23 protein-coding genes are annotated in these 25,553 nt (G+C 44.4%); 14 read left to right on the top strand and 9 right to left on the bottom strand.

Annotated elements, in window-relative coordinates:
• Window positions 1-14: 14 nt before the first annotated feature.
• The 3 genes from CW735_RS06405 to CW735_RS06395 are packed head-to-tail and all read right to left on the bottom strand — an operon-like array spanning window position 15 to window position 2,236.
• Window positions 15-779 (bottom strand): ATP-binding cassette domain-containing protein, encoded by a 765-nt coding sequence (locus tag CW735_RS06405; protein ID WP_100971343.1) that lies wholly within the window; start codon window positions 777-779, stop codon window positions 15-17.
• Window positions 776-1,696 carry a FecCD family ABC transporter permease gene (locus CW735_RS06400; RefSeq protein WP_100973191.1) on the bottom strand — a complete coding sequence of 307 codons (921 nt, stop codon included), beginning with the start codon at window positions 1,694-1,696 and terminating at the stop codon, window positions 776-778. Before CW735_RS06400 ends, CW735_RS06405 begins: the two co-directional genes overlap by 4 nt.
• A gap of 57 nt (window positions 1,697-1,753) precedes the next feature.
• The gene (locus tag CW735_RS06395; protein ID WP_100971341.1) at window positions 1,754-2,236 is read right to left on the bottom strand and encodes a low molecular weight protein-tyrosine-phosphatase; all 483 of its coding nucleotides are present in this window, start codon (window positions 2,234-2,236) and stop codon (window positions 1,754-1,756) included.
• A gap of 138 nt (window positions 2,237-2,374) precedes the next feature.
• Here CW735_RS06395 and pepE point away from each other — a divergent pair, with 138 nt between their 5' ends.
• On the top strand, window positions 2,375-3,097 hold the full coding sequence (gene pepE, locus CW735_RS06390) for a dipeptidase PepE (RefSeq protein ID WP_071979434.1): 723 nt from the start codon (window positions 2,375-2,377) through the stop codon (window positions 3,095-3,097).
• Here the strand turns inward: pepE and bioD are convergent.
• The 4 genes from bioD to bioB are packed head-to-tail and all read right to left on the bottom strand — an operon-like array spanning window position 3,068 to window position 7,072.
• A complete protein-coding gene (gene bioD / locus CW735_RS06385; RefSeq protein WP_100971339.1) occupies window positions 3,068-3,772 on the bottom strand; it encodes a dethiobiotin synthase in 705 nt (234 codons plus the stop codon). The genes pepE and bioD overlap by 30 nt on opposite strands.
• On the bottom strand, window positions 3,772-4,689 hold the full coding sequence (locus CW735_RS06380) for a methyltransferase domain-containing protein (protein ID WP_232368379.1): 918 nt from the start codon (window positions 4,687-4,689) through the stop codon (window positions 3,772-3,774). The genes bioD and CW735_RS06380 overlap by 1 nt, the downstream gene beginning before the upstream one ends.
• Complete coding sequence (locus CW735_RS06375) at window positions 4,686-5,954, bottom strand: aminotransferase class I/II-fold pyridoxal phosphate-dependent enzyme (RefSeq protein WP_100971335.1); 1,269 nt, start codon at window positions 5,952-5,954, stop codon at window positions 4,686-4,688. The genes CW735_RS06380 and CW735_RS06375 overlap by 4 nt, the downstream gene beginning before the upstream one ends.
• Window positions 5,954-7,072: a biotin synthase BioB gene (gene bioB, locus CW735_RS06370; RefSeq protein ID WP_100971333.1), complete on the bottom strand. Its 1,119-nt coding sequence runs from the start codon at window positions 7,070-7,072 to the stop codon at window positions 5,954-5,956. Before bioB ends, CW735_RS06375 begins: the two co-directional genes overlap by 1 nt.
• A gap of 109 nt (window positions 7,073-7,181) precedes the next feature.
• Here bioB and bioA point away from each other — a divergent pair, with 109 nt between their 5' ends.
• From bioA to CW735_RS06350, 4 genes are all read left to right on the top strand, one after another.
• Window positions 7,182-8,447: an adenosylmethionine--8-amino-7-oxononanoate transaminase gene (gene bioA / locus CW735_RS06365; RefSeq protein WP_100971331.1), complete on the top strand. Its 1,266-nt coding sequence runs from the start codon at window positions 7,182-7,184 to the stop codon at window positions 8,445-8,447.
• A 120-nt stretch (window positions 8,448-8,567) separates the two neighbouring features.
• A complete protein-coding gene (locus tag CW735_RS06360; RefSeq protein ID WP_071979440.1) occupies window positions 8,568-9,089 on the top strand; it encodes a DUF2937 family protein in 522 nt (173 codons plus the stop codon).
• 201 nt (window positions 9,090-9,290) lie between these two features.
• Window positions 9,291-9,572, top strand: a complete 282-nt coding sequence (locus CW735_RS06355) for a hypothetical protein (protein WP_071979441.1) — start codon at window positions 9,291-9,293, stop codon at window positions 9,570-9,572.
• A 316-nt stretch (window positions 9,573-9,888) separates the two neighbouring features.
• Window positions 9,889-10,857, top strand: a complete 969-nt coding sequence (locus CW735_RS06350) for a calcium/sodium antiporter (RefSeq protein ID WP_071979446.1) — start codon at window positions 9,889-9,891, stop codon at window positions 10,855-10,857.
• A gap of 57 nt (window positions 10,858-10,914) precedes the next feature.
• Here the strand turns inward: CW735_RS06350 and CW735_RS06345 are convergent, their stop codons facing one another.
• The gene (locus CW735_RS06345) at window positions 10,915-11,349 is read right to left on the bottom strand and encodes a hypothetical protein (RefSeq protein ID WP_232230600.1); all 435 of its coding nucleotides are present in this window, start codon (window positions 11,347-11,349) and stop codon (window positions 10,915-10,917) included.
• A 279-nt stretch (window positions 11,350-11,628) separates the two neighbouring features.
• On the opposite strand from CW735_RS06345, the gene asnS reads away from it, so the two are divergent.
• The 9 genes from asnS to CW735_RS06295 all read left to right on the top strand — a co-directional run bounded on the left by asnS (window position 11,629) and on the right by CW735_RS06295 (window position 24,744).
• Window positions 11,629-13,026, top strand: a complete 1,398-nt coding sequence (gene asnS, locus CW735_RS06340) for an asparagine--tRNA ligase (RefSeq protein ID WP_100971329.1) — start codon at window positions 11,629-11,631, stop codon at window positions 13,024-13,026.
• Between the two features lie 204 nt (window positions 13,027-13,230).
• Window positions 13,231-14,538 (top strand): short-chain fatty acid transporter, encoded by a 1,308-nt coding sequence (locus CW735_RS06335; RefSeq protein ID WP_100973190.1) that lies wholly within the window; start codon window positions 13,231-13,233, stop codon window positions 14,536-14,538.
• 526 nt (window positions 14,539-15,064) lie between these two features.
• Window positions 15,065-16,207 (top strand): paraquat-inducible protein A, encoded by a 1,143-nt coding sequence (locus CW735_RS06325; RefSeq protein WP_100971325.1) that lies wholly within the window; start codon window positions 15,065-15,067, stop codon window positions 16,205-16,207.
• Window positions 16,204-17,859 carry an intermembrane transport protein PqiB gene (gene pqiB, locus CW735_RS06320; protein WP_071979449.1) on the top strand — a complete coding sequence of 552 codons (1,656 nt, stop codon included), beginning with the start codon at window positions 16,204-16,206 and terminating at the stop codon, window positions 17,857-17,859. The genes CW735_RS06325 and pqiB overlap by 4 nt, the downstream gene beginning before the upstream one ends.
• A 181-nt stretch (window positions 17,860-18,040) precedes the next feature.
• Window positions 18,041-18,670, top strand: a complete 630-nt coding sequence (locus CW735_RS06315) for a PqiC family protein (protein ID WP_071981221.1) — start codon at window positions 18,041-18,043, stop codon at window positions 18,668-18,670.
• 32 nt (window positions 18,671-18,702) lie between these two features.
• Window positions 18,703-19,758, top strand: a complete 1,056-nt coding sequence (locus tag CW735_RS06310) for a GGDEF domain-containing protein (RefSeq protein WP_232368378.1) — start codon at window positions 18,703-18,705, stop codon at window positions 19,756-19,758.
• A gap of 127 nt (window positions 19,759-19,885) precedes the next feature.
• Window positions 19,886-21,049 (top strand): efflux RND transporter periplasmic adaptor subunit, encoded by a 1,164-nt coding sequence (locus CW735_RS06305; protein WP_071979451.1) that lies wholly within the window; start codon window positions 19,886-19,888, stop codon window positions 21,047-21,049.
• 13 nt (window positions 21,050-21,062) lie between these two features.
• Window positions 21,063-24,233, top strand: a complete 3,171-nt coding sequence (locus CW735_RS06300) for an efflux RND transporter permease subunit (RefSeq protein WP_100971323.1) — start codon at window positions 21,063-21,065, stop codon at window positions 24,231-24,233.
• A 19-nt stretch (window positions 24,234-24,252) separates the two neighbouring features.
• Window positions 24,253-24,744, top strand: a complete 492-nt coding sequence (locus tag CW735_RS06295; protein ID WP_100971321.1) for a GNAT family N-acetyltransferase — start codon at window positions 24,253-24,255, stop codon at window positions 24,742-24,744.
• Window positions 24,745-24,829: 85 nt separating this feature from the next.
• Here the strand turns inward: CW735_RS06295 and CW735_RS06290 are convergent, their stop codons facing one another.
• The gene (locus CW735_RS06290; RefSeq protein ID WP_100971319.1) at window positions 24,830-25,441 is read right to left on the bottom strand and encodes a TetR/AcrR family transcriptional regulator; all 612 of its coding nucleotides are present in this window, start codon (window positions 25,439-25,441) and stop codon (window positions 24,830-24,832) included.
• Window positions 25,442-25,553: the final 112 nt, after the last annotated feature.

Genomic DNA, 25,553 nt, shown 5'->3' with positions numbered 1-25,553 from the left:
TTATTTTACCACACTTATTCTAAGGTGATAGGCGCGCAAACTTGAATTTCTAGAAAGTTATTTTTCTGATTTACCGAAAAGTGACACTCGAAAACTTTTTCTAAATTAAATTGGGTCGCCACCTTAGAGGGGCTTCCGCTAGCGACTATATTGCCCTGTTGCATTAACCATAGCTGGCTACAATAGTTAACGCTTAGCCCAATATCATGCGAACTCATGATAACCGTATTTCCCTTTGAACAGAGCGTTTGCACTAATGTTGCCACTGCGTATTGATGACGAATATCTAATCCCTGTAGGGGCTCGTCGAGAATGGCTATCCCCTCTCCTTTCAAAAGCTGAGGCCATATCTGCAGTAGCGCGCGACATATCTCTACCCGCTGCCGCTCTCCTCCTGATAACTGTGTGATTGGCTTATTTAGAAAAGTGGCTATTTCAAGAGCCGTTTCGAGCATGCTTGGAATGATTAAGTTTTCGCTGATACTATAAAAAGACAAATATTCTGAAACGGAAAGAGCAAAGCTCAATTCTAACTGTTGGGCGAGTACCGTTCTCATTGATGCTAGCTCGGCTAAAGACCAGTACTCTAAAGGTTTTCCCTTGAAAGTTATGCGTCCATTATCAGGTGAAACGAGCCCCGCAATCGCTGTCATAAGGGTGCTTTTACCTGCACCATTTGGACCAATAACGTGAATACAGTCGCCTTTTTGGGCATTCACAGATACCCAGTTTAAACGCTTTTCTATCTCTAAATCAGAAACTTGTATCACTGCGTTCATCTAAGCTGGCCTTTAAGCAACGCCCATATGAGCAGTGGTCCGCCAAGAGTGGCCGTGATCATAGATACCGGCAGCGTTATTGCGCGCGTGAGCTCGGAACACAACGCGACTAGCAGCAATAAGCTCGCCCCAACTAGGGCGCAAAGTGGTAATAAAAGCCTGTTATTGTGACCAATGAGTAGGCGTAAAATGTGCGGCACTAACAACCCAACAAACGCGATAGAGCCAGCCATTGACACAGCAGCCCCCACAGCTACGGCACAAGCCACTAAGCTACGCTCCGTTAGTTTATGAACATCTACGCCACTGCTTGTCGCGGCGACGTCACCTGCATACAAACGATTGTATTTGCTCGCGTTTGAAAACTGAAAGGCTAATGCGGCTATAACGAGCGGCGCGCCAACTACCAAAATTGGCCATGTAGTTTGATATAAACTTCCCATTAACCAAAACGTGAGGTTTCTAAGGGAATTCGCATCACTAAACAAATACAGCCAGGCGATGGCAGCACCACTTAACGTAGATATTGCAATGCCAGAAAGAATAACCGCTGTAGAAGAACCTAACAGCCTTCTTGCCAATTTATAAATGATGAAGGTAGTGGCTAACGCACCAATAAAACACCCTACAGGGAGAATGTAATGAAGATAATTTTCCGCCCACTGAGGGGTTGCAAGCAATAACACCGCAGCGACCAAGCTAGCACCGCTGGTAATGCCCACTATACCAGGGTCTGCCAAAGGGTTACGAAGCACAACTTGTAGTGTTGCTCCGCTTACCGATAATGCGGCACCAACTAACGTGGCAGTTAGCGCCAGCGGCAGTTGAAGTTGATATAAAATATGAAGCTTTAATTCATAAGGTGTGTCGGTAAATACCACAGCAGAGAGAACGCCAAAGAGCGCGCAGATAAACACTGTGGCTGCAGTAACAACTGCCGTTTTACCTTTTATCAACGTTCTTCAACCCTGTACTTACGATGGTTTATTTGACGTGTTTTTAATATGAGCAATTAAACCGTCAGAGGCTGATTCAATAAGATCGAGCACTAGTTCGAAACCACGTTTTCCACCGTAGTATGGATCTGGCACCTCCTTTTCTTCTTCATCAGAAAAGTCGAGAAACAAAGAAACCTTATCGTGATATTGAGAAGGGCACATACCGTGTAAGTTAGCCAGGTTGCTTTCATCCATCGCTAATATGTAATCGAACTTTTCAAAGTCACTTTCGTCAACACGTCGACATTTTAAGCCTTTGAAACTGTATCCGCGCTCTACACCTGCAGCCTGTGAGCGCTTATCAGGTGGATTGCCTATGTGATAGCCATGAGTGCCTGCAGAATCGATAAAGAGATCTAGCCCTGCATCTTCGGCTTTTTGCTTGAACACGGCTTCCGCAGTTGGTGACCGGCAGATGTTGCCTAAGCATACGAATAAGACCGATGTAGATTGTTTCATTCATGTTCCTTTTACACGCAATAGCGCTTATGCGCTAGAGCTCAAAATTTGAAGGCTATGTGAATAGAAGCAGTGCCATACTAAACTTTACCTTTTATTTAGCGTAATATTATATATCTATGATTTTATGGAGTTAGTATGACCGCACATGCACTGATGCTGAGTAGCTCTCGTCAAGGTGACGAGGCATACCTTGAACATGCAAGACCTCATATTTTGGCACACTTGGGAGATATACGCGACCTTCTATTCGTTCCGTATGCAGCCGTTACCGGAACCTACGACGAATACGTGAATAAAGTTGCCGAGGCCCTCCCTGACTGCAATGTTACCGGTCTGCACACAATGGAAGACCCTGTAGCCGCAATCAATAATGCAAAAGCAAACGGCCAAAGTATTGTCGTTGGCGGTGGTAACACCTTCCACTTGCTTTCAACTCTTTATGCCGGTGCGCTTATGGTGCCAATGAAGCACGCTATCGCTGATGCTACGCCCTATATTGGCTGGAGCGCTGGGTCTAATATTTGCGGGCAATCCATACGAACAACAAACGACATGCCGATTATTGAACCACCCAGTTTTGAAGCGCTAAACATTGTTCCTTTTCAGCTAAATCCTCACTACACAGATTTCATACCTGAAGGGCACAATGGCGAGACTCGCGACCAGCGTTTGATAGAATTTACATCACTGAACCCTGACGTTCCTGTCGTTGCCATTCGCGAGGGTACAGCACTCAAGCTCACTGATAACAAGCTTACGCTTGTCGGTGACAAAGACGGGTTTATTTTTTCAGCACACGATAAAAAACGCATTGCGCCCAATACGGATTTAACAGAGTTGCTCCAAAGCGAAGTTTAAAGCTTCGTCTTTGGGTGCTTGCTGAAAGGGAATTTCAGCGAGTAATTGCTCTGGTAGCAGTGCTTTTAGTGAAGCTAAGTTGTCGTTGTAGCGGCTCATGTTCCCAGTTATATCATTAGCTATCCACCCAGCAATGGTCAACCCGTCTAGCCTGATAGCCTCTGCGGTCAGAAGCGCATGATTCAAACACCCCAATCGCATGCCAACTACAAGAATTACCTCCATGCCTATTGCGCTGACGACATCAGACATAAACCGACTTTGCGTTGCTGCTAACGCTGTTCCTCTCGAAGGAATGTTTAACGGCAGTCGCCAGCCTCCGGCGCCTTCCATTAAAAGTAGATCTGGCTGATAAGACTGCAAGTGTGCCAAACCTTGCATAATTTTATCATCACTCAGTACAACATTCTCTTCACTTGCAGCAATGTGAGGGGCTATCGGCGGCTTTAGCGCAATAGGATTTATTTCGCTTATTGGCAGTTGTATGCTGTTGGCTTTTTGAATGTTAGCGGCGTCTTCGTTCACCCATTCGTGATTAATTAGGTCGCATCCCGCGCTCACCGGCTTGTAACCAAGTGCTTTTTTATTAAGGCGAGTGGCGGCTGTAAGAAGTTGACAGGTTACGTAGGTTTTACCTACTTCAGTATCTGTACCAGTTACAAAATATTGCTTCATTATTGTTTTTCCAATCTAAAATGACACACCCGGTAAGTAAGAGGCAGCACCTCGTTTACGCCATGTGTATTTTGATATGCGATAGATAACTTTTTAATGTCTTGGCGATTTAACGGGGGCTGTTGCCTGCCCGTCTCGCCTGCTCCAACCCCTTTTACAGAGCGCAGTAACGACATAATGTCTTTATGACTGTCTGTATAATCTCGCGTTATTAAGCGCTTTACCGACAGCTTTGAGAGCTGAAATGCTTGCTTCCATTGGAGAGCAGAAGGCATTGGCGTATTGGCTTGTGGAAGCTGGGCAATTTTCCGCGCAAGTTTAAGCTCGTGGAATGAGCCACTTACCATTATAGCGAGCTCGGCAATGCCGCCAGGTTTAAGCACTCTGTAAAGCTCACGCCCCACTTTTTCAGGGTCGTTCACCCACTGTAATGCCATGGATGAATAGGCAATATCAATACTGCAATCGCTAATAGGTAAAGCCTGAGCGCTGCCGTTTTTAAACACAAGCTGGGGAAAAGTATTTCTTGCTTGCTCTAGCATTCCATCAGCGATATCTACGCCTACAGCATTTAGCCCCCGTGTCGATAATGTTTGTGTGTGCATTCCCGTACCACAGCCTATATCGAGGGCGTTACCGCTTAATTCCCTAGGTAAATTATTCAAGCCTTGCTGCGCAATAGTATGTTGAATTGAAGCTAGTTTGTTGTATTTAGAAGCGGCTTTAGAAAATCGCTGGGCTACAGCAGACTCTTCTATCTCTATACCTATCCTGCCTTGTGCAGATGTAGTGCTTTGCGCAGATACAGTGCTTTTCGCAGATGCAATTCTTGGCGCGGGCCTACTTGCCGCGCTCGACGAATTTGTTGAAAACGCTGTGCTGACTGCACCAACTGGGCTATATGAAGATATTTTCACGATATCGCCTCTGCGCTTAGCGCTAAAGCGTCTATCAAAACCTCTATGTCTTGTGCTGTATGCGTTGCCGTTAATGTTACCCGCAGTCTATCTTGGTTTTTCGGAACTGTAGGCTGGCGAATGGCGCTCACCCAAATGCCTCGCTTTTTCAACTCTTCACTAAGCTTAACCGCTTTCTTTGGACAACCTACTATAATAGGTTGAATTGCACTTTGAGAAGACACAAGAGAGAGACTGTCCGTTAAATTAACATCATTAGCACTGCCACTTTCAGGCGACGGCTTATTATATTCGCCAAATTGTTGAGCAAACCTATCTCTAAAGTGTTCGATATTGGCGCTAAGACTCTCTCGGCGAGCATGGTCGCTACCAATGTGAGTAAGTGAGTATAGTGTGGCCACCGCTTGTGCAGGAGGCATTGCGGTGGAGTAAACGTAGTGTTTTGAAAAGTTTACCAGAAAATCTATCAAGGTTTGACTACCGGCGATAAACGCACCGCCTGTGCCTATGGCCTTTCCGAACGTGCCCATCACAATAGGTGCCTGCTGCTGAGACAGCTTAAGGGCTTCAACCGTGCCAAAGCCGTTTTCGCCCATCACCCCCATACCATGGGCGTCGTCTAGCATAAACCACGCATTATGCCTTTGGGCTATGTCAGCAATTTCAGCGGCGGGCGCAGTATCGCCATCCATGCTGAACACTCCCTCGCTGGCCACGAGAATATCTTGCTCAGACGCGTTTTGTCTCTTTAACAAACTGTCGAGGTGCTCAACACTGTTGTGCCTAAACCTTCTCAGCGACACACTATCGCCTAGAGACATCGCTCCTTCTAAAAAAGAGGCATGCATAAGTTTATCAGCAAAAATACAGGCAGGTTGGCCAGAGGTTTTATTTGGCGCTGCAGACCCAAATAGCGCCATACATACCGCCTGATTAGCAGCAAACCCTGAACTAAACAACAACGCAGCTTCGCGATTGAGACCATCGGCAAGAGTGGCCTCTAGGGCGAGATGCGCCTGACAGTGGCCGGTAACTAAAGGTGATGCGCCGCTACCACCGCCAAATTGCGCCAACCCTTCTACCCAGCTTTGAAGCAGTCCTTCGTGCTGGCGCATACCCAGGTAATCATTGCTCGAAAAATTGAGATAGTGTTCGCCATTAATGCAAATAATGTTGTCTTTTTCGTATTGTTGGCAAACACGTTCGCGCAGCAGGCCTGCTTGGGCCCGCTGACTTAACGCTTCATCTAACCAAGTAAAGGCCACTACGCTTCCGCAGTTCGCTGCGATTTTTGGTTTGCTTTTGGCTTACTCGCGTCGTAAAAGAGTTCGCTGCTCTCTGGCTCGTTTTGCTGAGCTATTTCTTCTTCAAGCACTTGCTGATGAGCCTCATCGGAAAAGTCGCGAGTTCTTTCAGTGTTAATACCAAGTTTTTTAAATAACATCACATCTTCGTGAGTATCCGGGTTTGAAGTGGTTAGCAGCTTACAGCCATAGAAAATAGAGTTAGCGCCCGCCATAAAGCACAAAGCCTGCATTTGCTCATTCATCGCCTCACGTCCTGCAGAAAGGCGAACGTGAGATTTTGGCATCATGATACGAGCAACGGCAATTGTGCGAATAAACTCGAAGTAGTCAAGGTCGTCAACGCTATCTAGCGGCGTCCCCTTTACCTTTACCAGCATATTAATGGGCACGCTTTGCGGCTGCTCTGGCAAGTTAGCTAGCTGAACAAGCATACTTGCGCGGTCTGCCGCCGTTTCGCCCATACCCACAATGCCGCCTGAACATACATTCATGCCGGCTTCCCTAACGTTTTCCAGGGTATTTAAACGGTCTTCATAGGTGCGAGTGGTGATGATATCGCCGTAATATTCCGGTGACGTATCAAGGTTGTGATTATAATAGTCTAAGCCAGCCTGCTTTAATGCGACTGCCTGGTCGCGGGTGAGCATACCTAAGGTCATACACGTCTCAAGACCCAGTTTTTTGACCTCTTCAATCATGCTTACAATGTAGGGCATATCACGGTCGCGTGGGTTACGCCATGCTGCTCCCATGCAGAAACGAGTAGAGCCAACCTGTTTTGCTTCTTTGGCGCGCTCTATCACCTTTTCAATTTCTAACAAACGCTCTTTTTCAAGACCGGTGTCGTAACGCGCGCTTTGCGGGCAGTATTTACAATCTTCCGGGCAGGCCCCTGTTTTTATCGACAATAACGTACTTACCTGCACTTCGTTAGGATTAAAATGCTGTCTATGCACTACCTGTGCTTGGAAGAGTAAATCGTTAAATGGCATGTCGAACAAAGCTTTAACTTCGTCTTTAGTCCAATCGTTACGAATCGTTGTCGTTGACGCATTTTGCGCTGAAGCCGCGGTCATTGAATGTCCTTTACTTGTTCTTTACTAAATTAGAATGCTGGCTTAGTCTATGCGTCATTACAAAGTTGTCAACTCTGACCATTCCAAAATATTTACTAACGGTTAAATTTTGAACAATATAGATTTTGATAAACAGCATATTTGGCATCCGTACACTTCTGCGGTGAATCCATTGCCTTGCTACGAAGTGACAGGCGCAAGTGGCGCAGAACTTACATTAGCCACCGGAGAAGTGCTTGTTGACGGCATGTCCAGTTGGTGGGCAGCGATCCACGGCTACAATCATCCCGAACTCAATAAAGCGGCTCACGATCAGGTAGATGCGTTTTCTCATGTCATGTTTGGAGGCATAACCCACCAGCCCGCAATAGATGTGTGCAAGTCTTTGCTACAAATGGTTCCAGCTGGACTAGAGCGTGTTTTTCTGGCCGATTCCGGGTCTGTATCGGTAGAAGTCGCTATAAAAATGTCTATTCAGTACTGGGCATGCCAAGGGCGACCTGAAAAATCTCGAATTGTAGCGCCACGAAACGGCTACCATGGAGATACTTTTGCGGCAATGAGTGTGTGTGACCCTGTTAATGGCATGCACAGTTTGTTTGAAAGTGTATTGAGTAAGCAGATTTTTGCGCCAGCCCCCCAAACTCGTTACGGACAAACTTTTAGCGAAGAAGACATTCTCGTACTTGAAGAATTGTTCGAAAAAAATCACCACCAGATGGCTGCACTTATTTTAGAGCCTATCGTACAAGGCGCTGGTGGCATGCGAATGTACCACCCCGAATATTTAAAGCGCTGTCGTCAGTTGTGCGATACCTACGACGTACTGCTTATATGTGACGAGATTGCCACGGGGTTTGGTAGAACAGGAAAATTATTCGCCTGCGAACATGCGGGCATTACGCCCGACATCTTGTGCCTAGGCAAAGCATTAACCGGCGGGTATTTAACCATGGCTGCAACGCTCTGTACTGAAGATGTTGCGCTTGGCGTTTGCCAGGGTTCCCCTGGCGTATTTATGCACGGTCCAACGTATATGGGTAACCCGCTGGCCTGTGCAGTTGCTAACGCTAGCTTATCGTTGATCAATGAAAATCATTGGCAGCGTCAGGTTCCCGCCATAGAGCAACAATTACACAGTGAGTTAGCAAAATGTGCAGACTTACCGAGCGTCGCAGACGTTCGAGTTCTCGGCGCTATTGGGGTAGTTGAGACAGTACAGCCGGTGAATGTAGCAGAAATTCAGCGTCACTTTGTAAAGCAAGGGGTGTGGATAAGGCCTTTTGGTAAACTGGTATACATTATGCCTCCTTACATCATAAGCGCTGAGCAGTTAAGCCGCTTAACTCATGCGATCCACAGCTTTTTGAAGTGATCATTGAGGGTGTTCGAAGCTGTGTATTCTTTGCACCTAATAAGTGCAAAAAGTACATTAGTTTGGGTGGCTAAGCGTTGCATTGGCAATTGTTGAATAGAAAAATGGTGAGGTAGGTAGATGATAACGCGGGTTCTAGATAAAGTTGTTTTTGCGGTTTTATTTATTATCACGCTGCAGGTACCTATTCTTGCCGACCATTATAGGCAGTATCTCAACGGTTATTACGATGCCATAAGAGATGAAGTTACCTCTTCGTCAGAATTAGCTAAACAACACGGCTTTTCATCGGTTGAAGCTATGCTCGATAGCCTGAAACAAAACGACGAAGCCTTAGTTCGCGATAGCGCTTCACAAAAAGCAAAGCGCTTTTCTATGATTGAATCTATAGAGCACGGCATGCGTACGCTAGAATATGGTCACTATTTTGAAAAATTGATGTACATGTCTAGCCCATCACAGTTTTCAACCCTGAAAAAAGTCGTCGATAACTTTCGGCCCTCAATTCCTCTCACACCCGCCTCGGTTATATTTAGCCTGGTTACCGCCATTTTACTTAATTTACTCATTTGGACGCCCCACTTCTGTTATTGCCAGGTGAAAAAGGTTAAACGCAAACGCACCTCTTACTCTTATAAATGATTTTCTTACTGCAAATATAATTTGTACCTTCGTACCCAAGCGTCGTTAGGTTTTGTCCTCTGAACATTGAGCTCGTGTCATATTGGCATTGTAGATGCTTTATCTAATAGTAAGCGAGTAATCTTTGTTTAGGTTTCTAACGAACCAAACTTATTAAACACATTGATTTACTTAATTTTTATAGATTTAGGAGAGCTATTTATGCCAAGTGATGCACAATTACTAATCGGGAAGGTGTTGCAAATAAAAGACAAGTTGAATGCGAAGCGCCACGCCATTCCTAGCGATCTTCAGAAAGAATGGGATGCACTAAACGGCCAAACCGCCTGCTTTGAAAGTGACGCTTTATTCAACTCGGCGGTTAAAGGCCAAAAAATGAATAAGCAAATTGACTATACCGGTTCAGTTGAAGAGTTATCTCAATTGGTATCAAAGCTAAAGAAGCTAAATAAAAAAGTAACGATTACTCAAGTACGTCACTAACAGCGAATTCCTAACGCAAATAGACCGAAGCAGATGAGCCTTAGAGTCTACCTTGGTGACAAAAATATGCTAACAGGGAACAGTGACAATCAAAAGAGGGTTTCTTGCGTAAACAAAACTTAGACGAAAATTGCCTTTATCGGGCACTTCAGTGAAGTAAAAAGCCACTTTACCTCCGTATTTTTGCCTTTTTATCGCATATTCCATTAATCGTATTACAAAAAATTGCAGTATTTGCGATACTTACTACATAAATGATGTTTTTGACATAACGTGGACAGAACGCATCTCAACGATGTCGTTTTAAGGAGTAAGTATGTTACTGGCCAGCTTGGCTATTGCTATTGGTTTACCCGTATTATTGTGGAGTGCTGGAAAATTTGTTGGTGGCGCCGCATCAGTAGCGAATCATTTTGGCGTATCGCCCTTGCTTATAGGGATGCTTATTATTGGCTTTGGTACTTCAGCCCCAGAGATAATTGTTTCAATCTTTGCTGCAATTCAAGGTAACTCTGGTATTGCCCTAGGCAACGCCTATGGCTCTAATATCGCAAACGTCATGCTAATATTAGGTCTAACTGCAGTGATAAGCCCTATTGCGGTGAAGTCTGAAATCATCAAAAAAGAACTGCCTGTACTACTTGGCATTACCTTTTTCGCCGCGTGGCAGGTTCTCGATCAGCAAGTGTCAAAAGATGACGCATTTTCACTACTGGGTTTATTCGTACTTCTCATTTCATGGAGTATTTACCACGGAATGAAAGGCGACAAAGATGCCCTAGCCGATGAATACAGTGATGAAATCAACTCAACAGAAGGCACGGTAAAAACTCACGTTATCTGGCTCATAGCTGGGCTATTGCTGCTAGTTGCTAGCTCTCGCATGCTTGTTTGGGGTGCGGTAGAAGTCGCCACATTCTTCGGTGTAAGCGACACCATTATTGGTCTTACGGTTATTGCTATTGGAACGTCATTACCTGAATTAGCGTCTTCCCTTATTGCAGTTAAAAAAGGCGAGCACGATTTAGCCATAGGAAACGTGATTGGTTCCAACATGTTCAACACGCTTGCAGTAGTTGGTATTGCAGGGACTATTCAGCCTATGACAGTTAGTGCCGATTTTATCTATCGCGACGTGGTTGTTATGTTAGCCTCTACGGTAGCGTTGTTTATTTTCTGCATAGGAATAAAAGGCCAAGGACGTTTGAATAGGCTTGAGGGCGGTGCTTTTCTGTTGGCATATATCGCCTATACCTATTGGCTGATAAAAGTAGCCTTTATCTAGCGAATGGCCTTTATCTAGCGAGCGGCCTCTATTTTTAATAGATTCAAAAGGCAATGATTAGCCCACCGTAGTGGCTAACGTGAATAAACTCACAGCCACTATAATGGTAAGCACAATAAGATTAACTCCGAAGCTGTCGTTTTGTCGGCGGCTTCTTTTGGCTTTCATTATCAAGCTCACTAAACTCAGGCCAAGGCATACTCTTAAAAGGATTATCATGGCATCAATATAGTCCTGAGACCAGGTTGTTACCCCCTCTACTCCCCAATACTTTTGCACGCCACTAATGAAGTCTGGTCGCGCGTAATGAAACAAGATAAGTACTGCGACTAAACCAAGCCACGCCAAGATATTCAAGGTAACCATCACTTTATAAAAAGTGGTATCCGCTGGTGAAATTTTCCTGCGATCATCTTGATACATTGCCTGCTTTTCGCCTGTTTTCCGTTTTTCATACTTATTCAAGGGTAGAGAAACACTTTTATTTCCCATTTGTCACTCTGTTCTCTGGCATCCAGCTTATGGTTGAGTATACTAGCGTGCTATTGGATAGTGGCTATCATCTCACCGTTTACCACCCTAGCCGACGTTATGCGCTATTTGAAAGGCTACTGTGTGTTTGAAACGCCACATTTTTACTTATGTTGTTGTATCGGCAAAAAATCCAAAACATTGACCAAAAGACATTTTTTCGTGCATTTTGCACACTGCGTTGAGTGTAATTAACCATAGTACACAACAGCAGAAAAACAGTAAGACGGAGAAACTAACATGACGCACGCGCCCGTAGTTGACGTACTTAAAGGTAAGTACGCCGTTGGCGAATCGGTAACCGTTAAAGGTTGGGTAAGAACACGCCGAGATTCTAAAGCTGGATTATCATTTATAGCGTTGCACGATGGCAGCTGCTTCGATCCAGTTCAGGTTATTGCGCTAAATTCTCTGTCAAATTACGCTGATATTCAGCGTTTAACGGCAGGTTGCTCACTCGCAGTAACTGGCACGGTGAAGGAATCTCAAGGCCAAGGCCAAGCGCTAGAGATTGAAGCGACAGACGTTGAAGTTGTTGGATTAGTAGAGAACCCAGACACCTATCCAATGGCAGCAAAACGCCACAGTATTGAATATCTTCGTGAGTATGCGCACCTTCGCCCGCGTACTAACGTGATTGGTGCGGTAACACGGGTTCGTAACTGTCTGTCTCAAGCTATCCATCGCTTCTTCCACGAGAAAGGTTACTACTGGATATCAACACCAATATTAACAGCCAGCGATACAGAGGGCGCAGGTGAAATGTTCCGCGTATCTACTCTTGATATGATGAACTTACCTCGTGATGACAAAGGCAATGTCGATTATTCCGAAGACTTTTTCGGTAAAGAGACCTATCTCACGGTATCGGGTCAGTTAAACGTTGAAACTTACTGTACCGCAATGTCAAAAGTATATACCTTTGGCCCTACATTCCGCGCAGAGAACTCAAACACATCTCGCCACCTGGCTGAATTTTGGATGATTGAGCCAGAAGTAGCATTTGCCGAGCTTAGCGATGTAGCGCAGCTTGCCGAAGATATGTTGAAGTACGTTTGTAAGGCAGTTCTTGAAGAATTACCCGATGATATGGCGTTCTTTGCTCAGCGCATCAAGAAAGATGCTATTGAGCGTTTAGAAAAGCTGGTAAGTTCAGACTTTGTTCGTATGGATTACACCGATGCAATCGAAATACTCAAAAATTGCGGTAAAGATTTTGAGTTCCCAGTTGAATGGGGTATCGACCTTTCATCTGAGCACGAGCGTTACCTGGCCGAAGAGCATGTTGGCGCACCGATCATCATGCAAAACTACCCGAAAGACATCAAGGCTTTTTACATGCGTATAAATGATGATGGTAAAACCGTGGCAGCAATGGACGTCCTTGCGCCGGGTATTGGCGAAATCATCGGTGGTTCGCAGCGTGAAGAGCGTTTAGACGTATTTGATGCACGCCTTGAGGAAATGGAACTTTCAAAAGAAGACTACGCGTGGTATCGCGATCTTCGCCGTTACGGTACAGTTCCCCACTCTGGTTTCGGTTTAGGCTTCGAGCGTTTGGTAGCTTATGTGACAGGTATGCAAAACGTTCGCGACGTGATCCCATTCCCGCGCACGCCAGGAAACGCAAGCTTCTAAATCGATATACGGTTAAAAGCGTATTTCACCATGTATTAATAAATACATTTACAGATACATAGAACAAATGCGTAGAACAAATAGGCCCGCTGTAAAAGCGGGCTTTTTTATGTTCACTATTTATTCATTCCTTCGAGTGTGTAGGGAAATGGGTAAAGATACGATATGCTCGTATTACCTATTAACGAAAATATACTCATAACAATGTTAAATAGAGCTGCAAAACCACTGGTTAAACTAGTAGAACGTTATTTACCCGATCCGTTCGTATTCGTACTTATTCTCACTGCTATTGTCTTTGCTGCCGCGGTGTTTATTGAGCAGCAGTCTCCTATCACCGTGATAGAACAATGGGGCAACGGGCTTTGGGGTCTACTTACATTTTCCATGCAGATGCTATTAGTCCTGATTACCGGATATATGCTGGCATCGACGCCCGTTATTCGAAGGTTGTTAGAAAAGCTTGCTCACTTGGGCAATACACCGGGTAAGGCAATTATTTTGGTCACCTTGGTTTCATTAACGGCGAGTTGGATTAACTGGGGTTTTGGTTTAGTGATTGGCGCGCTATTCGCTAAAGCCATCGCTCGCAAAACTCAAGTAGATTACCGCCTGCTGGTTGCAAGCGCCTACTCCGGCTTTATTGTATGGCACGGTGGCCTGGCCGGTTCAATTCCTCTAACCATTGCTACAAATGGACACTTCAGTGAGGCGCAAATAGGCGTTATAGATACAAGTAACACTATTTTTAGTGTGTTTAATCTTGCTCTCGTTGGTATCTTATTTATCGTTGTTCCCTTAATAAACCGACTAATGCTGCCCACCCGCACAGACAGCGTTTTTGTGAGCCCCGAAAAACTCATCGATGCCCAGCCGGATGAGCAAGACACAGAAAGACCCGCAGATAAACTCGAGAACAGCAAAATATTAGGCACTTTGATTGGCGTCATGGGGTTAGTGTATCTCATTAATTATTTTGCCCATGGCGGTGGGCTAAACCTTAATATCGTAAACGCCATTTTTTTGTTTTTAGCAATTGTACTGCACGGCTCCCCCCGCCGGTTGCTGCTCAGCTTACAGCAAGCCGTAAAGGGCGGAAGTGGTATCATTATTCAATTCCCATTTTACGCAGGGATCATGGCAGTTATGGTTCAATCCGGTCTTGCCGAAAGCATGTCTCAGTGGTTAATCAGTTTCGCTTCTGTGGAATCGTTGCCCGTGCTGAGCTTTATTAGCGCAGGTATTGTTAATATGTTTGTGCCCTCAGGAGGTGGACAATGGGCTGTACAGGCCCCAGTTGTGCTGCCTGCCGCAGCCGAATTGGGTGCAGATATATCGAGAGTAGCCATGGCGGTGGCTTGGGGAGATGCGTGGACAAACCTAATACAGCCTTTCTGGGCCCTTCCTGTTCTGGCCATCGCTGGCTTAAAAGCAAAAGATATTATGGGTTTTTGCCTAGTTCAGCTTATTATCACGGGCATGCTCATCGCCCTGATGCTGCGCTTTTTTTAATTGATGAGTGCCTGAATCAACCAACTGACACGCTATCACCTCGTAGGTAGGGCAAATGTCCAAACATAGCGAATGAAGTCTGTGGTAAATACAAACAGATAGCTCGGTAACAGATAATCTGGTGCATGTCATAATCTCATAAAACGAGGCCATATCTCTTTTACTAAAGCTGAAAGTACAAGGCCAAACATAAGAAGTTCAAATATCGTGCTTTCTATGTCGTGATACAACCAGGCAACCATCATTAGAGAAGCGATAAAATAGCAACGTTGAGCAAAAGTTAATGTGCGCCATAAGCGAACAAACTGAACGCTTTGTTGAGTAAAAATTCGATAGCTACGCTTGCGACCGGTAGTGAGGAATTGTTGAAACGCTCGTAGTTTTTGCATCAGGTATATCGCTATTTATTAAGTATAAAACGCAGATTTGGCTAAAGACATGGAAAGAAAACGCTATTTGGTAGACACTAAAAATCAATGCTTTATATTATTGATATTACACACAACGGGTGTCGTTAGCGACTAGTATGGAAAAAGCCGAGCAATTAACAATAGTGTGCGACCAATGCCACACTAGCGTGAGTATACCCACACTTGCTCACCGTCAAAGGGCGGCCTGTCCTAAATGCGGACATACCCTGATTACCTTCAAGAATAATGCCACTGAAAAGCTAATCGCTTATGCGTTCAGTGCGTTAGTGTTTTTATTATTATCCCTTCCTTTTAACTTTTTAACGTTTAGGGCTAGTGGGCAAAAGCACAGCATTGACCTACCATCCGGGATAACCGTACTGATTGAAAACGACTATCTATCACTTGCTATTATTACGGGCCTTGCCACTGTTATGCTGCCGGGCTTAGTACTTGTTGGCCTGGTATGGCTGTCAATTGCACAATTACAGCAACGACGTTCCTTCTACCTTCACCGTCTTTTTTCAGTCGTTAAGGGGTTACTCCCCTGGAGTATGGCTGAAATTTTTCTAATTGGTACATTAGTGAGTCTTATTAAAATTAACGAACTCGCTGATGTAACAATAGGTTTATCTTTCTATGCGTTTATTGGGTTTAGTGCCTTCACCACGTTAGCTATTATGCAGTTTGATCCCACTCGTTATGCTATGTGGTTAAAGCAAGGTACGCCACCCTCGCCCAAACCACTGAGTGCATCTCAAGCTAGCGCCAGTATCCAAAGAACCTGGGCTTTACTTTTAACATCATGTGTTTTGTATATTCCTGCTAATTTTTTACCAATTATGTATACTGAACTCTTTGGCCAAGAAACGCCAAACACCATTATTGGTGGTGTGCTGTCACTGTGGGAGTCTGGGTCTTATCCGGTGGCGCTTATTATTCTTTTTGCCAGCGTTGTTGTCCCCGTGGCGAAGATATTAATATTGGGATGGCTAAATTATTCCGTTCAACGACAGCGAACAGGCTCACAAAAACTGCGCACTCGCTACTACCGACTGACAGAAGCTATTGGCCGCTGGTCTATGATTGACGTTTTTGTGGTTGCAGTGCTGGTATCGCTGATACAGATGGGAAATACATTATCAATTTATCCCGGCCAAGCGGCTCTCGCCTTTTGTGCCGTTGTTTTTATTACAATGATAGCTGCAATGACATTTGACTCACGGCTTATATGGCAGCAGTGGAAGCAATTACCATGACCACAAACGATGCGAACATTAACGAGGCAGAGGTAAAACCAACATCATCCGTCTCCCGAATTTGGTTAATTCCCATTATTGTGGTGTTAATTGGCGGCTGGATGGTTTATTACCAGTGGAAAAACCAAGGCCCACTCATCACCATAGAGCTGCACTCGGCAACAGGTATAGAGATAAATAAAACCCCTATTAAAGTACGAGATTTAGAAATAGGTCAGGTAAAGAAAATCTCCCTAAAACCCGATCTTGACGGAGTGCTAGTGACGGCTCGCATCGACGCCAGTGCATCGCACCTACTCAATGAAAATGCTGAATTTTGGGTGGTTGCTCCGCGAATCAGTTTTTCAGAAGTCTCTGGCCTCAGCACTCTCATTTCGGGCAGCTATATTGCCATGTCTGCAGAGGACAATGGAAAAGAACAGTTTCATTTTAACGCGCTTTCCCGCCCTCCTGTTACCCCGCCGGGAACACCAGGGCTTCACGTGATGTTAAGAAGCGATGATGAGTTTGCCTACAAACCTGGCGACCCGATTATTTACAAAGGCTTCAAAGTCGGTGAGTTTGAAGATGCTACGTTCAATATTGAAGAGCGCGTGGTCTATTATGATGCTTTTATTGAAGCTCCCTATCACAAACTTATCACTGTAAATACACGCTTTTGGGATGTCAGTGGTATTAAACTACAGCTTGAATCTAGTGGCGTAAGTGTTGAAACAGGCAGTCTCGAAACACTTTTAGCTAACGGTATAACTTTTGGTATTCCCGAGGGTGTACCTAAAGGCGAACGGGTGGTAGAAAATGCGTTTTTTACCATTTTTGAAGACGGCAGCGCAGCCTCAGACGCCCGCTACAAAGTGGCAGCCGAATACTTATTACTCATTGATGAAAGTGTGAGAGGACTCACCGTTGGTGCGCCGGTTGAATACCGCGGTATAGAAATAGGTAACGTGACAGGTATTAATTCCCTCCCTGCAGTGGAAGGGAACATTTTAGAACAAGACTACCCTATCACTGTCCTTATCAATATTTATCCTGGCAAAGCTCGACAGCCAGATACTGAAGAAGGTTTACGGGCGATAAAACAAACGCTGCGCAATTGGTTGGAGCGCGATTTACGCGCAACCTTAAGAATGGGCAACGTGCTTACCGGCGGGCTGTATGTCGATCTTCAACACGTTCCCGATGCCTCCGAGAGCAGTATAATTAGGGTGATCAATGGGTACGAGGTTATTCCTACCGTGAGCAATGAGTTCACACAGCTGACTCAAAAGGCCGATGCCATACTGGATAAAATTAATCAATTACCGCTTAAGGAAATGGTAGAAAACGTTCAATTAGCGGTAGAAGACATGAAGCTAGCCGCTGAATCAGTAGAGACCGCAAGCAGTGACTTTGACCTTCTTATTGAGGACATTGATGCGAAAGCGCTAAATAGTAATTTGAATCAAGTCCTGATAAGTTTAGATAGCTTATTGAAAAATTACAGTGAAGGTGGCTTCGACAAGTCAGAAATAAAAGAAACGGTGGATGCGCTTCAAGACACTATGCGCACAATTCAACCATTATTGCTTAAGCTAAATCAGTCGCCCAATAGCCTTATTTTTTCTCGTGAGGTCAATGAAGATATTCAGCCTAAAGCAGTAGAGAAATAAGCGTAGAATTCATTTATTCTGAACGTATAAGGCCAGAGAAAGGCAATGGAAACATGCGTGATATCTCAGAAGTAAAATGAGAGAGCATGCCTATCAGAAATTGAGAAAAGTTGACGTTCATTTAATAAACGTAGTTAATACTCTTGTCATTAAAAGACAAAAGAGTTTAGGGAAAATAAAAATGGCAATGAACACTGGTTTTTTTTCGAAAAAAGGAAACATCAGGTTTGCACTGGCAACAATTTTAGTTTTATTTATCAGCGGGTGTGCAGGTTCTAATCCGTCTTTGTCTTACTATTTATTGCACTCGGCAGTTCCCTCTAAAGCCCAAAACACAACTGCGTACTCAGATACTAATAACACCAATCTTGTTTTCAACAAGGTTACGCTTCCCGACTATTTAAAACATCGCGGGCTAGTCTATCAAGTTAGCGATACTAACTTGCACATCTCTGCCACCCATTTATGGGCCGAGCCTGTTGAAGAAGGTTTGAGAAAATCGCTTAGCGACCATCTCGCCCTAAAAAACATAAGCCTGACATCGGCAAAAAATCCGCTAGAAGGGAATTTGTCTACGCTAAACCTTTACGTTTCAGATTTTATAAGCACATACAAAGGCAATGTTGTGCTGAAAGGTGACTTTGTCATTACTGACATGCATTCAAATGTCCATAGGGAGTCGTTTCTTATAGAGACCGAATTAGAGAACGACGGTTTTTCCGCCAGCATAACAGCCATGCGGCACGCTTTAGTGGAGTTAGCCAGTAAAGTTGCTGATAGTACACACAACACCAGAGCACCTTCAGCCTAATCTTTATGATGAGTTTTCTAAAACAGTATGTGATGAGTGGTGTGAGTCGACACTACAAAGACGAAACCAATCGTCGTATTATGGTGGTGAACTTATTTTCTGCTGTTGGCGTCTCGATCACTTTCTTTTTAGGCATACGCGCACTCATCGGGCAAGAATTTCCACTAGCTATTATTCTACTTACCGCAAGCATTACTTTTGCGCTATCTCAACGAATACAAATTCATTTTGGTACGCCTCGCTCACGAACAGTTTCCATGACGTTGCTAATAACGTGCTTAATGGTGTTAGTGTTTCTTTTGCTTATTACTGGAGGAAAAGATAATACGGGCCCGCTGTGGATTTATTTAGTGCCTCCGGTCACCATGTTTTTTGCTGGTTTCGTTCGGGGACTACTCGCTTTATTGGTATTTACCATTGCCTGCACCCTGCTTTTTTTTGTTTTCGACGAATCGCTGCTTTTAACGTCTTACACATACGCATTTAAATCTCGGCTGCTATATTCATTTCTTACCGTTACCTTCCTCTCTGCGTTTTATGAGTACAGCAGACAAAAAAGTTATGAGACAGCGCTAGACCTCTCTGAACAATTTGAGCAGCAAGCCAATCACGATCATTTGACCAAGTTAATGAATCGCCGCGGTTGTCAGGTCACGCTAGAAAAAGAGTATGCACGGATTCAGCGCAGCAAAAAGGTATTCTCAATTGCCATTGCTGATATAGATAGATTTAAAAGCATCAATGATACTTACGGCCACGAAGCGGGTGATGACGTACTGGTAAAAATATCAGAAATTTTCAGCTCACGGTTGCGAAAGCAAGACATTCTTGCACGCTGGGGCGGTGAAGAGTTTATGTTTATATTCCCAGAAACCACCTCCTCAGAGGCTGTAAACGTGCTGGAGGAGCTGCGTGAGGCACTAAGCTACTCAGCAGTCGCAATCGGCGACAGCGACATTCACATAACCAGCAGTTTTGGCGTGTGTGAAGTTTCCTGTGCACTCCCCCTTGCAGACGCTATACGTCATGCAGATATGGAATTGTACCGCGCCAAGGAAAGCGGTCGCAATAAAGTCTGTATCGGCTAAGATTGTGAATAGCCAGTTTCGCTCTCTCGACGTTATTCGACTCACTTTTCGTTACAATTTCTTTGACAAAAAACGTCAGATAAACGTTAAACTATAACCAGAATTAGCAGTAAGTTTAGGTAGTAAAATGAAGTGGTCGAAAGTTGTATTACCCGCGGTAGTTCTTGTCCTAGGATACGCCGGTATGAAAGGTATTGAAGCGTCAGCTTCTGACAAAACGCCTACGGAAAAAATAGATACCCGCCCCACCGTAACAATTGATTCTTTGACCCCCGAAGACGTTCGCGTGCAGCTTAGCTCTTATGGCGAAGTTATGCCCCTAGAAACCACAAACCTTGCTGCGCAAGTGTCGGGTGAAGTTCAAATGTGGAATCCAAAGTTAGTCAGTGGCGGTCTGGTGCGCAAAGGGGAAGTGCTATTTACCGTTGAAGCCGACACCTATGAAGCGGCGTTTCTCTCTGCTCAGGCAAATGTCGCGAGTGCTAAAGCACAACTTATTCAAGAAAAAGCCCAGGCGGACGTAGCCGCGAGAGAGGCGAAAACTATGCCTAACTCTCAGGTTTCAGAGCTTTATTTGCGTAAGCCACAAGTGATGAGTGCAGAGGCAAACTTAAAATCTGCAGAAGCACAATTGAAGATAGCCAAACGCGATCTTGAAAACTGTAAGGTGAAAGCGCCCTACGACGCGCTGGTTGTATCTCGCAGCATAAGCACCGGTGACTATGTGACACAAGGCTCACCGGTTGCAGTACTTAACAATATCGAATCTGCTGAAATCACCTTTCCTGTTGCTGGCTTTGATAGTCGATTTCTGGAGGCGAAAACGGTAGGCAGTGAAGTGACGGTTTCTGACAACACGATTTCAAATCAAAACGGGCAAGGCATATCTGTAAAAGGTGTGATTCATCGCGATACAGGCATTGTAGATAATAATACGCGCATGTCTTACTTTGTTGCGCGAGTTAACGACCCCTATAGTATCAATTCAAACAAACCTGTCCTTAAGTTTGGTTCTTACGTATCAGTAAGTTTTGAAGGTAAGGTATTGGAAGACGTGTTCCGCATACCACAGGAGTTGGTTACTGAACAGAAAGTGTGGACGTTAGATGCAGACAACACCCTACACTCTCACAAAGTTAAAGTGGTGCGTGAAGACAGTGGCGACTTTCTTATTCAAGGCGACTTTAACCCTCAGAAAGTTGTGATGAGTTTACCTGAATACCCGCAAAACGGTATGGCAGTAAGAGTGATTGAAAATACTGCTAATGCAGTGACAGCGAAAGCAAACTAATTTAGGGGTTTTCATGGATACGCATAACGATACAAAACACGGCATTATTGCCTGGTTTGCGCGTAACTCAGTGGCGGCTAACTTACTGATGGTGTTTATCATCGTTATGGGTATTGCCAGTTTTGCCACTATACAACGTCAAATGTTTCCCAATATTGAAATTAACTATATCACGGTTACTGCCAATTACCCCGGTGCTTCTCCTCAAGAAATAGAAGAAAGTATTTTCATAAAAATTGAGGAGGCGATAAAAGACATAACTGAAATAAAGCGCACTGTGTCCCGAGCATTTAGAGGAAATGGTACTGTAAGTTTAGAAATAGACACAAATGCAGAACTCACTGATGTGCTTGATAAGGTAAAACTTCGAATAGACGGCATAGCAACATTTCCCGCCGGTATGGAACCAGTCAATGTCTCGCAAGTAGAATTTCAACAAGACGTGATAGAGATGCCGCTGGTGGGTAACTTACCACTTTCTGAGCTAAAGCAAATAGCGAAGGAAGTAGAAGACGAACTCTTGCAGCTAGGCACAGTATCACTGGTTCAGATGTCTGCTCCCAATGATGAGATTGCGATAGAAATAAAGCCCGATACGCTACGAAAGTACGGTCTATCTATTGCTGATGTCACCCGTTCAATCAATAATTATTCTGCAAACATTTCAGCAGGTCAAATACGCACCAACGCCGGGCTTGTTTCTGTGCGAGTGGAAAACCAATTTTACAGCGGCGAAGAATTTGCCAATATCCCTGTTAAAATTGGTCAGGGCGGCGCCAAAGTAACTTTAGGAGATGTCGCCTTCATAAACGATGGTTTTGTAGAGGGTGAAAGATACTTTAAGTATAACGGTATGAATGCTATTGCAATGGCCGTTAAAGCCACCAAAACACAAGACACCATTCCCGTTGCCGAGACAGTTAAAGCCTATATAGAGCAAAAAAATAAATCTTTTACACAAGATGTGCAATTAGAAGTGTTGGTAGACTTAACTTACTATCTTAACGCTCGCCTTGATATGATGTTGTCTAATCTTCTGCAAGGTTCAGTGTTAGTAGCCTTTATGCTAACTCTCTTTTTGCGATTTAGGTTAGCCATATGGGTGATGCTCGGCTTGCCAGTGTGTTTTCTTGGTGCGGTAATGCTCATGCCGGTATTTGGCATAAGTATCAATATTCTCTCGTTGTTCGCATTTATTATGGTGCTTGGGATAGTGGTGGACGACGCCATAGTTATCGGTGAAAGTGCTTACACAGAAATAGAAAGCAAAGGCGGCGGAGTAGATAACGTGATCCGTGGTGCCAAGCGCGTTGCCACTCCGGCAACGTTTGGTGTACTAACAACCATTGCGGTTTTTGCACCCTTCACATTAAGTAGCGGCCCGGAAGGCGCTTTTTTCTACAACATCGCTGTTGTTGTTATTTTATGCTTAGTGTTTAGCTTAGTTGAATCTAAGCTCATCTTACCTGCTCATTTAGCACACACCTCGTTTTCTCCAGTAAAACCCGATAGCTGGCGTTCTAAGTTCAATAAACGCTTCCAAAGCTTTATAAATGGACCTTACAAAAGAACGGTCGAGGCAGCCATTAAAATTCGTTGGGTAGTGTTTATGCTTTTCATTGCCATGCTTATGTTGAGCTGGGGCCTGATAAGTGCGAATTATGTTCGCATGGTGCCAAACCCCAAAGTACCTCACGATTTTCCAAGCGTAAGAATAGAAATGAATGAGAATGTTTCAGACCAAGCGACCATTGATGCGCTCAAAATCGTAGAAAACACCATACTTGATGTTGAGCAGCAAATAATTGATGAATTTGGCTCAGGCATGGTTAGAGACAGGCTGGCATTTAACAATACACGCACTGAAGCACAAATTCTTGCTCCCCTAGTGGAAGAAGAAAAGCGCCCCATCGATACATTTGAATTGGCGCGGCGCTGGCGTGAAGCCATACCAGAAATTACTGGAATGAAATCTTTTACCGTTGTTGATGATGTAAACGGTGGCGGTGACGATGGCGAATTTGGGTATCTTCTTTATGGTTCAGATATAGATACCTTAAACGCGGCAGGATTAAAATTTATTGAAATGCTACAACAACAGGATGGACTGTTTGACGTTAGCTCCACTATCGACCCTCCAAGTAAAGAAGTGCAGATGACATTACTGCCGGTAGCTTACGATTTGGGATTAACACTCTCAGACATAGCCTCTCAGGTTGGCGCTGGATTTTATGGTGGTGAAGCCCAGCGTGTTATTCGAAATGGCGAAGAAGTGCGCGTTATGGTGCGCTACCCGGAGCTTACCCGCGAGCGTTTTGCCGACTTGAAATACACGCTCATTAAAACCCCGACCGGTGAAGAAGTGATGCTCGGCGATGTCGTGTACCTGGAAGAAAAGCCAGGCATTAGCTACATACGGCGTGAAGGAGGATACAGAAGCGTTTACGTTTGGGGCAATATAGACGAAGAAACGGTTGAGCCTAACGAAGTGGTAGAAGACATCAAAGACACTCTTCTCCCTCAACTTCAGAAAGAATTTCCGACTGTAATGACAGAACTTGGTGGCGATATTGAAGAACAGCAGGCACAACAAAGTGAGCAGCTGCTGTTTTTCTTGGCGGCCATGGTGATGGTGTACATTTTACTTGCAGTACCGCTGAAAAGTTATGGTCAGCCTCTCATTATCATGTCGGTCATTCCGTTTAGCTTAACCGGCGCTATTTGGGGACATTTTTTGCTTGGTTTAGATCTCTCTATGATGTCTACATTTGGCCTTATTGCGGCAGCTGGTGTAGTGATAAATGATTCTTTGGTAATGACCGATTTTGTTAATCAACGCCGAAGTCAGGGCTTCAGTGTAAAAGAAGCGGTTGTTGAGGCAGGCACGGCTAGATTTAGAGCAATAACGCTCACCTCAATTACTACTTTTGTTGGCGTGCTACCTATAATGTTTGAAACCAGTCTGCAGGCAGCATTTGTAGTGCCAATGGCTGCTGCACTGGGTTTTGCTGTGCTTTATGCTACTCTGGTAACACTTATTTTAGTGCCCTGCTTGTATTTGATTTTGCTTGATTTGAGAAAGCCATTTACATGGATTAAGAGTAAGTTGGTAAAAAGCACAACAGGCGGTGAGAGCGCGTCAATCAATGACCATAAGCCGGCACTTGATAGCCGTGGTCGATAAAAGCAAATAAGGAATACCGATGAGTAATACCCTATCAATCCGCCAATCCACCCCAGATGATATTCAGCAAATTCGTCAGTTTATTCTGGAACTTGCAATTTATGAAAAAGCAGAACATGAAGTAGAAGCATCGGAAGCTGACCTACACAACACTTTATTCGGTGAGGGAGCCACGGCTCATTGCATCATATGCGAAAATGAGGGTGTGCCCATAGGCTTTGCAGTTTACTTTTTTAACTATTCAACATGGCAAGGGCGTAATGGACTCTATTTAGAAGACCTTTATGTTTCTCCACAATCTCGCGGTTTAGGCGCAGGAAAGGCGCTATTGCAGCATCTTGCCGGTATCGCCGTTGATAACAATTGCGGAAGATTTGAATGGAGTGTGCTTGACTGGAACAAGCCGGCTATCGACTTCTATGAGTCGCTAGGCGCGAAAGCGAAAAGCGAATGGCTTGGATACCGAATGGATGGAGAAACTCTGATAAACTTTGCAAAAAACGGACAATAACACTGTAGTACCATCCTGCTAGAGATCAGATTCGGGAAGGCTTTTGAAAGCGAAGCTGCTTGCTAATCATGCAGTGCTTCGCTTTCTAGTATTCATATCGACTTAACACCATGGCGACAATATTTCTCGTAATTCGCCACTTATCATCGTCGCTTAGGTTGTCTTCTATCTTAAATAGTTGAGGCCAAAAAGACTGCCCCTTAATGAGGCTGTCTATTTCATTAACCACCTGCCCTATATCTTCAAATGTTAGCCTATTGTCTGCTTCAGCTTTTTTGAGCCAGCGGTGCAGCGAAGATTCCTGCGCTTTTAACTGTGTAACTTCGTCTTTTAGCTTTTCGGGCTTGTAAAAGAAGTGACCAATGGCAACACGGGCTAGTTCAAGGTGGCTGTCGCTGCACATAAACGATACCTCTTGAAATACTAAATCCTCTAACTGCTCATTTAAAGGCGAGTCGCTTTTATATTCTGTATTAATATCAACTAATGCACTCTGCCATTGCTCTTTGATTAAGTGCATCACCAAATCTTCTTTGGTTGAGAAATGATTATAAACGGTCCGCTTCGATACATTTGCCAATTCGGCCAATTTATCCATACTTGTACCATTCACCCCAAACTCCTGAAACGCTTGGGTGGCGGCCTGAATGATAGCTTCTCGCTTTTTATCGCTTCGTCTGCGCGTAATGTCTGTCATTTAATAAAGTCTTAATGAATGCTAAGGCACATATTACACTGAACAGTTTACTTTTCAAATGAAGCACACTAAAATGCACTCAACAGTTTACTTTAAGAAGAAGCTCCATTCG

It is taken from the genome of Alteromonas sp. MB-3u-76 (assembly GCF_002831605.1).
In the GTDB taxonomy this organism is placed as follows: domain Bacteria; phylum Pseudomonadota; class Gammaproteobacteria; order Enterobacterales; family Alteromonadaceae; genus Alteromonas; species Alteromonas hispanica.
This window is presented reverse-complemented; position numbering and strand designations above follow the sequence as displayed.

Bases quoted from the DNA above. Each gene is read 5' to 3' on its own strand.
- asnS (WP_100971329.1), top strand. From the start codon at position 11,629: ATGACGCACGCGCCCGTAGTTGACGTACTTAAAGGTAAGTACGCCGTT.
- CW735_RS06310 (WP_232368378.1), top strand. From the start codon at position 18,703: ATGAGTGGTGTGAGTCGACACTACAAAGACGAAACCAATCGTCGTATT.
- CW735_RS06290 (WP_100971319.1), bottom strand. From the start codon at position 25,441: ATGACAGACATTACGCGCAGACGAAGCGATAAAAAGCGAGAAGCTATC.
- bioB (WP_100971333.1), bottom strand. From the start codon at position 7,072: ATGACCGCGGCTTCAGCGCAAAATGCGTCAACGACAACGATTCGTAAC.
- CW735_RS06315 (WP_071981221.1), top strand. From the start codon at position 18,041: ATGGCAATGAACACTGGTTTTTTTTCGAAAAAAGGAAACATCAGGTTT.
- CW735_RS06335 (WP_100973190.1), top strand. From the start codon at position 13,231: ATGTTAAATAGAGCTGCAAAACCACTGGTTAAACTAGTAGAACGTTAT.
- CW735_RS06395 (WP_100971341.1), bottom strand. From the start codon at position 2,236: ATGAAACAATCTACATCGGTCTTATTCGTATGCTTAGGCAACATCTGC.
- CW735_RS06300 (WP_100971323.1), top strand. From the start codon at position 21,063: ATGGATACGCATAACGATACAAAACACGGCATTATTGCCTGGTTTGCG.
- CW735_RS06350 (WP_071979446.1), top strand. From the start codon at position 9,889: ATGTTACTGGCCAGCTTGGCTATTGCTATTGGTTTACCCGTATTATTG.
- CW735_RS06405 (WP_100971343.1), bottom strand. From the start codon at position 779: ATGAACGCAGTGATACAAGTTTCTGATTTAGAGATAGAAAAGCGTTTA.
- CW735_RS06360 (WP_071979440.1), top strand. From the start codon at position 8,568: ATGATAACGCGGGTTCTAGATAAAGTTGTTTTTGCGGTTTTATTTATT.
- bioD (WP_100971339.1), bottom strand. From the start codon at position 3,772: ATGAAGCAATATTTTGTAACTGGTACAGATACTGAAGTAGGTAAAACC.
- pepE (WP_071979434.1), top strand. From the start codon at position 2,375: ATGACCGCACATGCACTGATGCTGAGTAGCTCTCGTCAAGGTGACGAG.
- CW735_RS06355 (WP_071979441.1), top strand. From the start codon at position 9,291: ATGCCAAGTGATGCACAATTACTAATCGGGAAGGTGTTGCAAATAAAA.
- CW735_RS06305 (WP_071979451.1), top strand. From the start codon at position 19,886: ATGAAGTGGTCGAAAGTTGTATTACCCGCGGTAGTTCTTGTCCTAGGA.
- CW735_RS06325 (WP_100971325.1), top strand. From the start codon at position 15,065: ATGGAAAAAGCCGAGCAATTAACAATAGTGTGCGACCAATGCCACACT.
- CW735_RS06345 (WP_232230600.1), bottom strand. From the start codon at position 11,349: ATGGGAAATAAAAGTGTTTCTCTACCCTTGAATAAGTATGAAAAACGG.
- pqiB (WP_071979449.1), top strand. From the start codon at position 16,204: ATGACCACAAACGATGCGAACATTAACGAGGCAGAGGTAAAACCAACA.
- CW735_RS06295 (WP_100971321.1), top strand. From the start codon at position 24,253: ATGAGTAATACCCTATCAATCCGCCAATCCACCCCAGATGATATTCAG.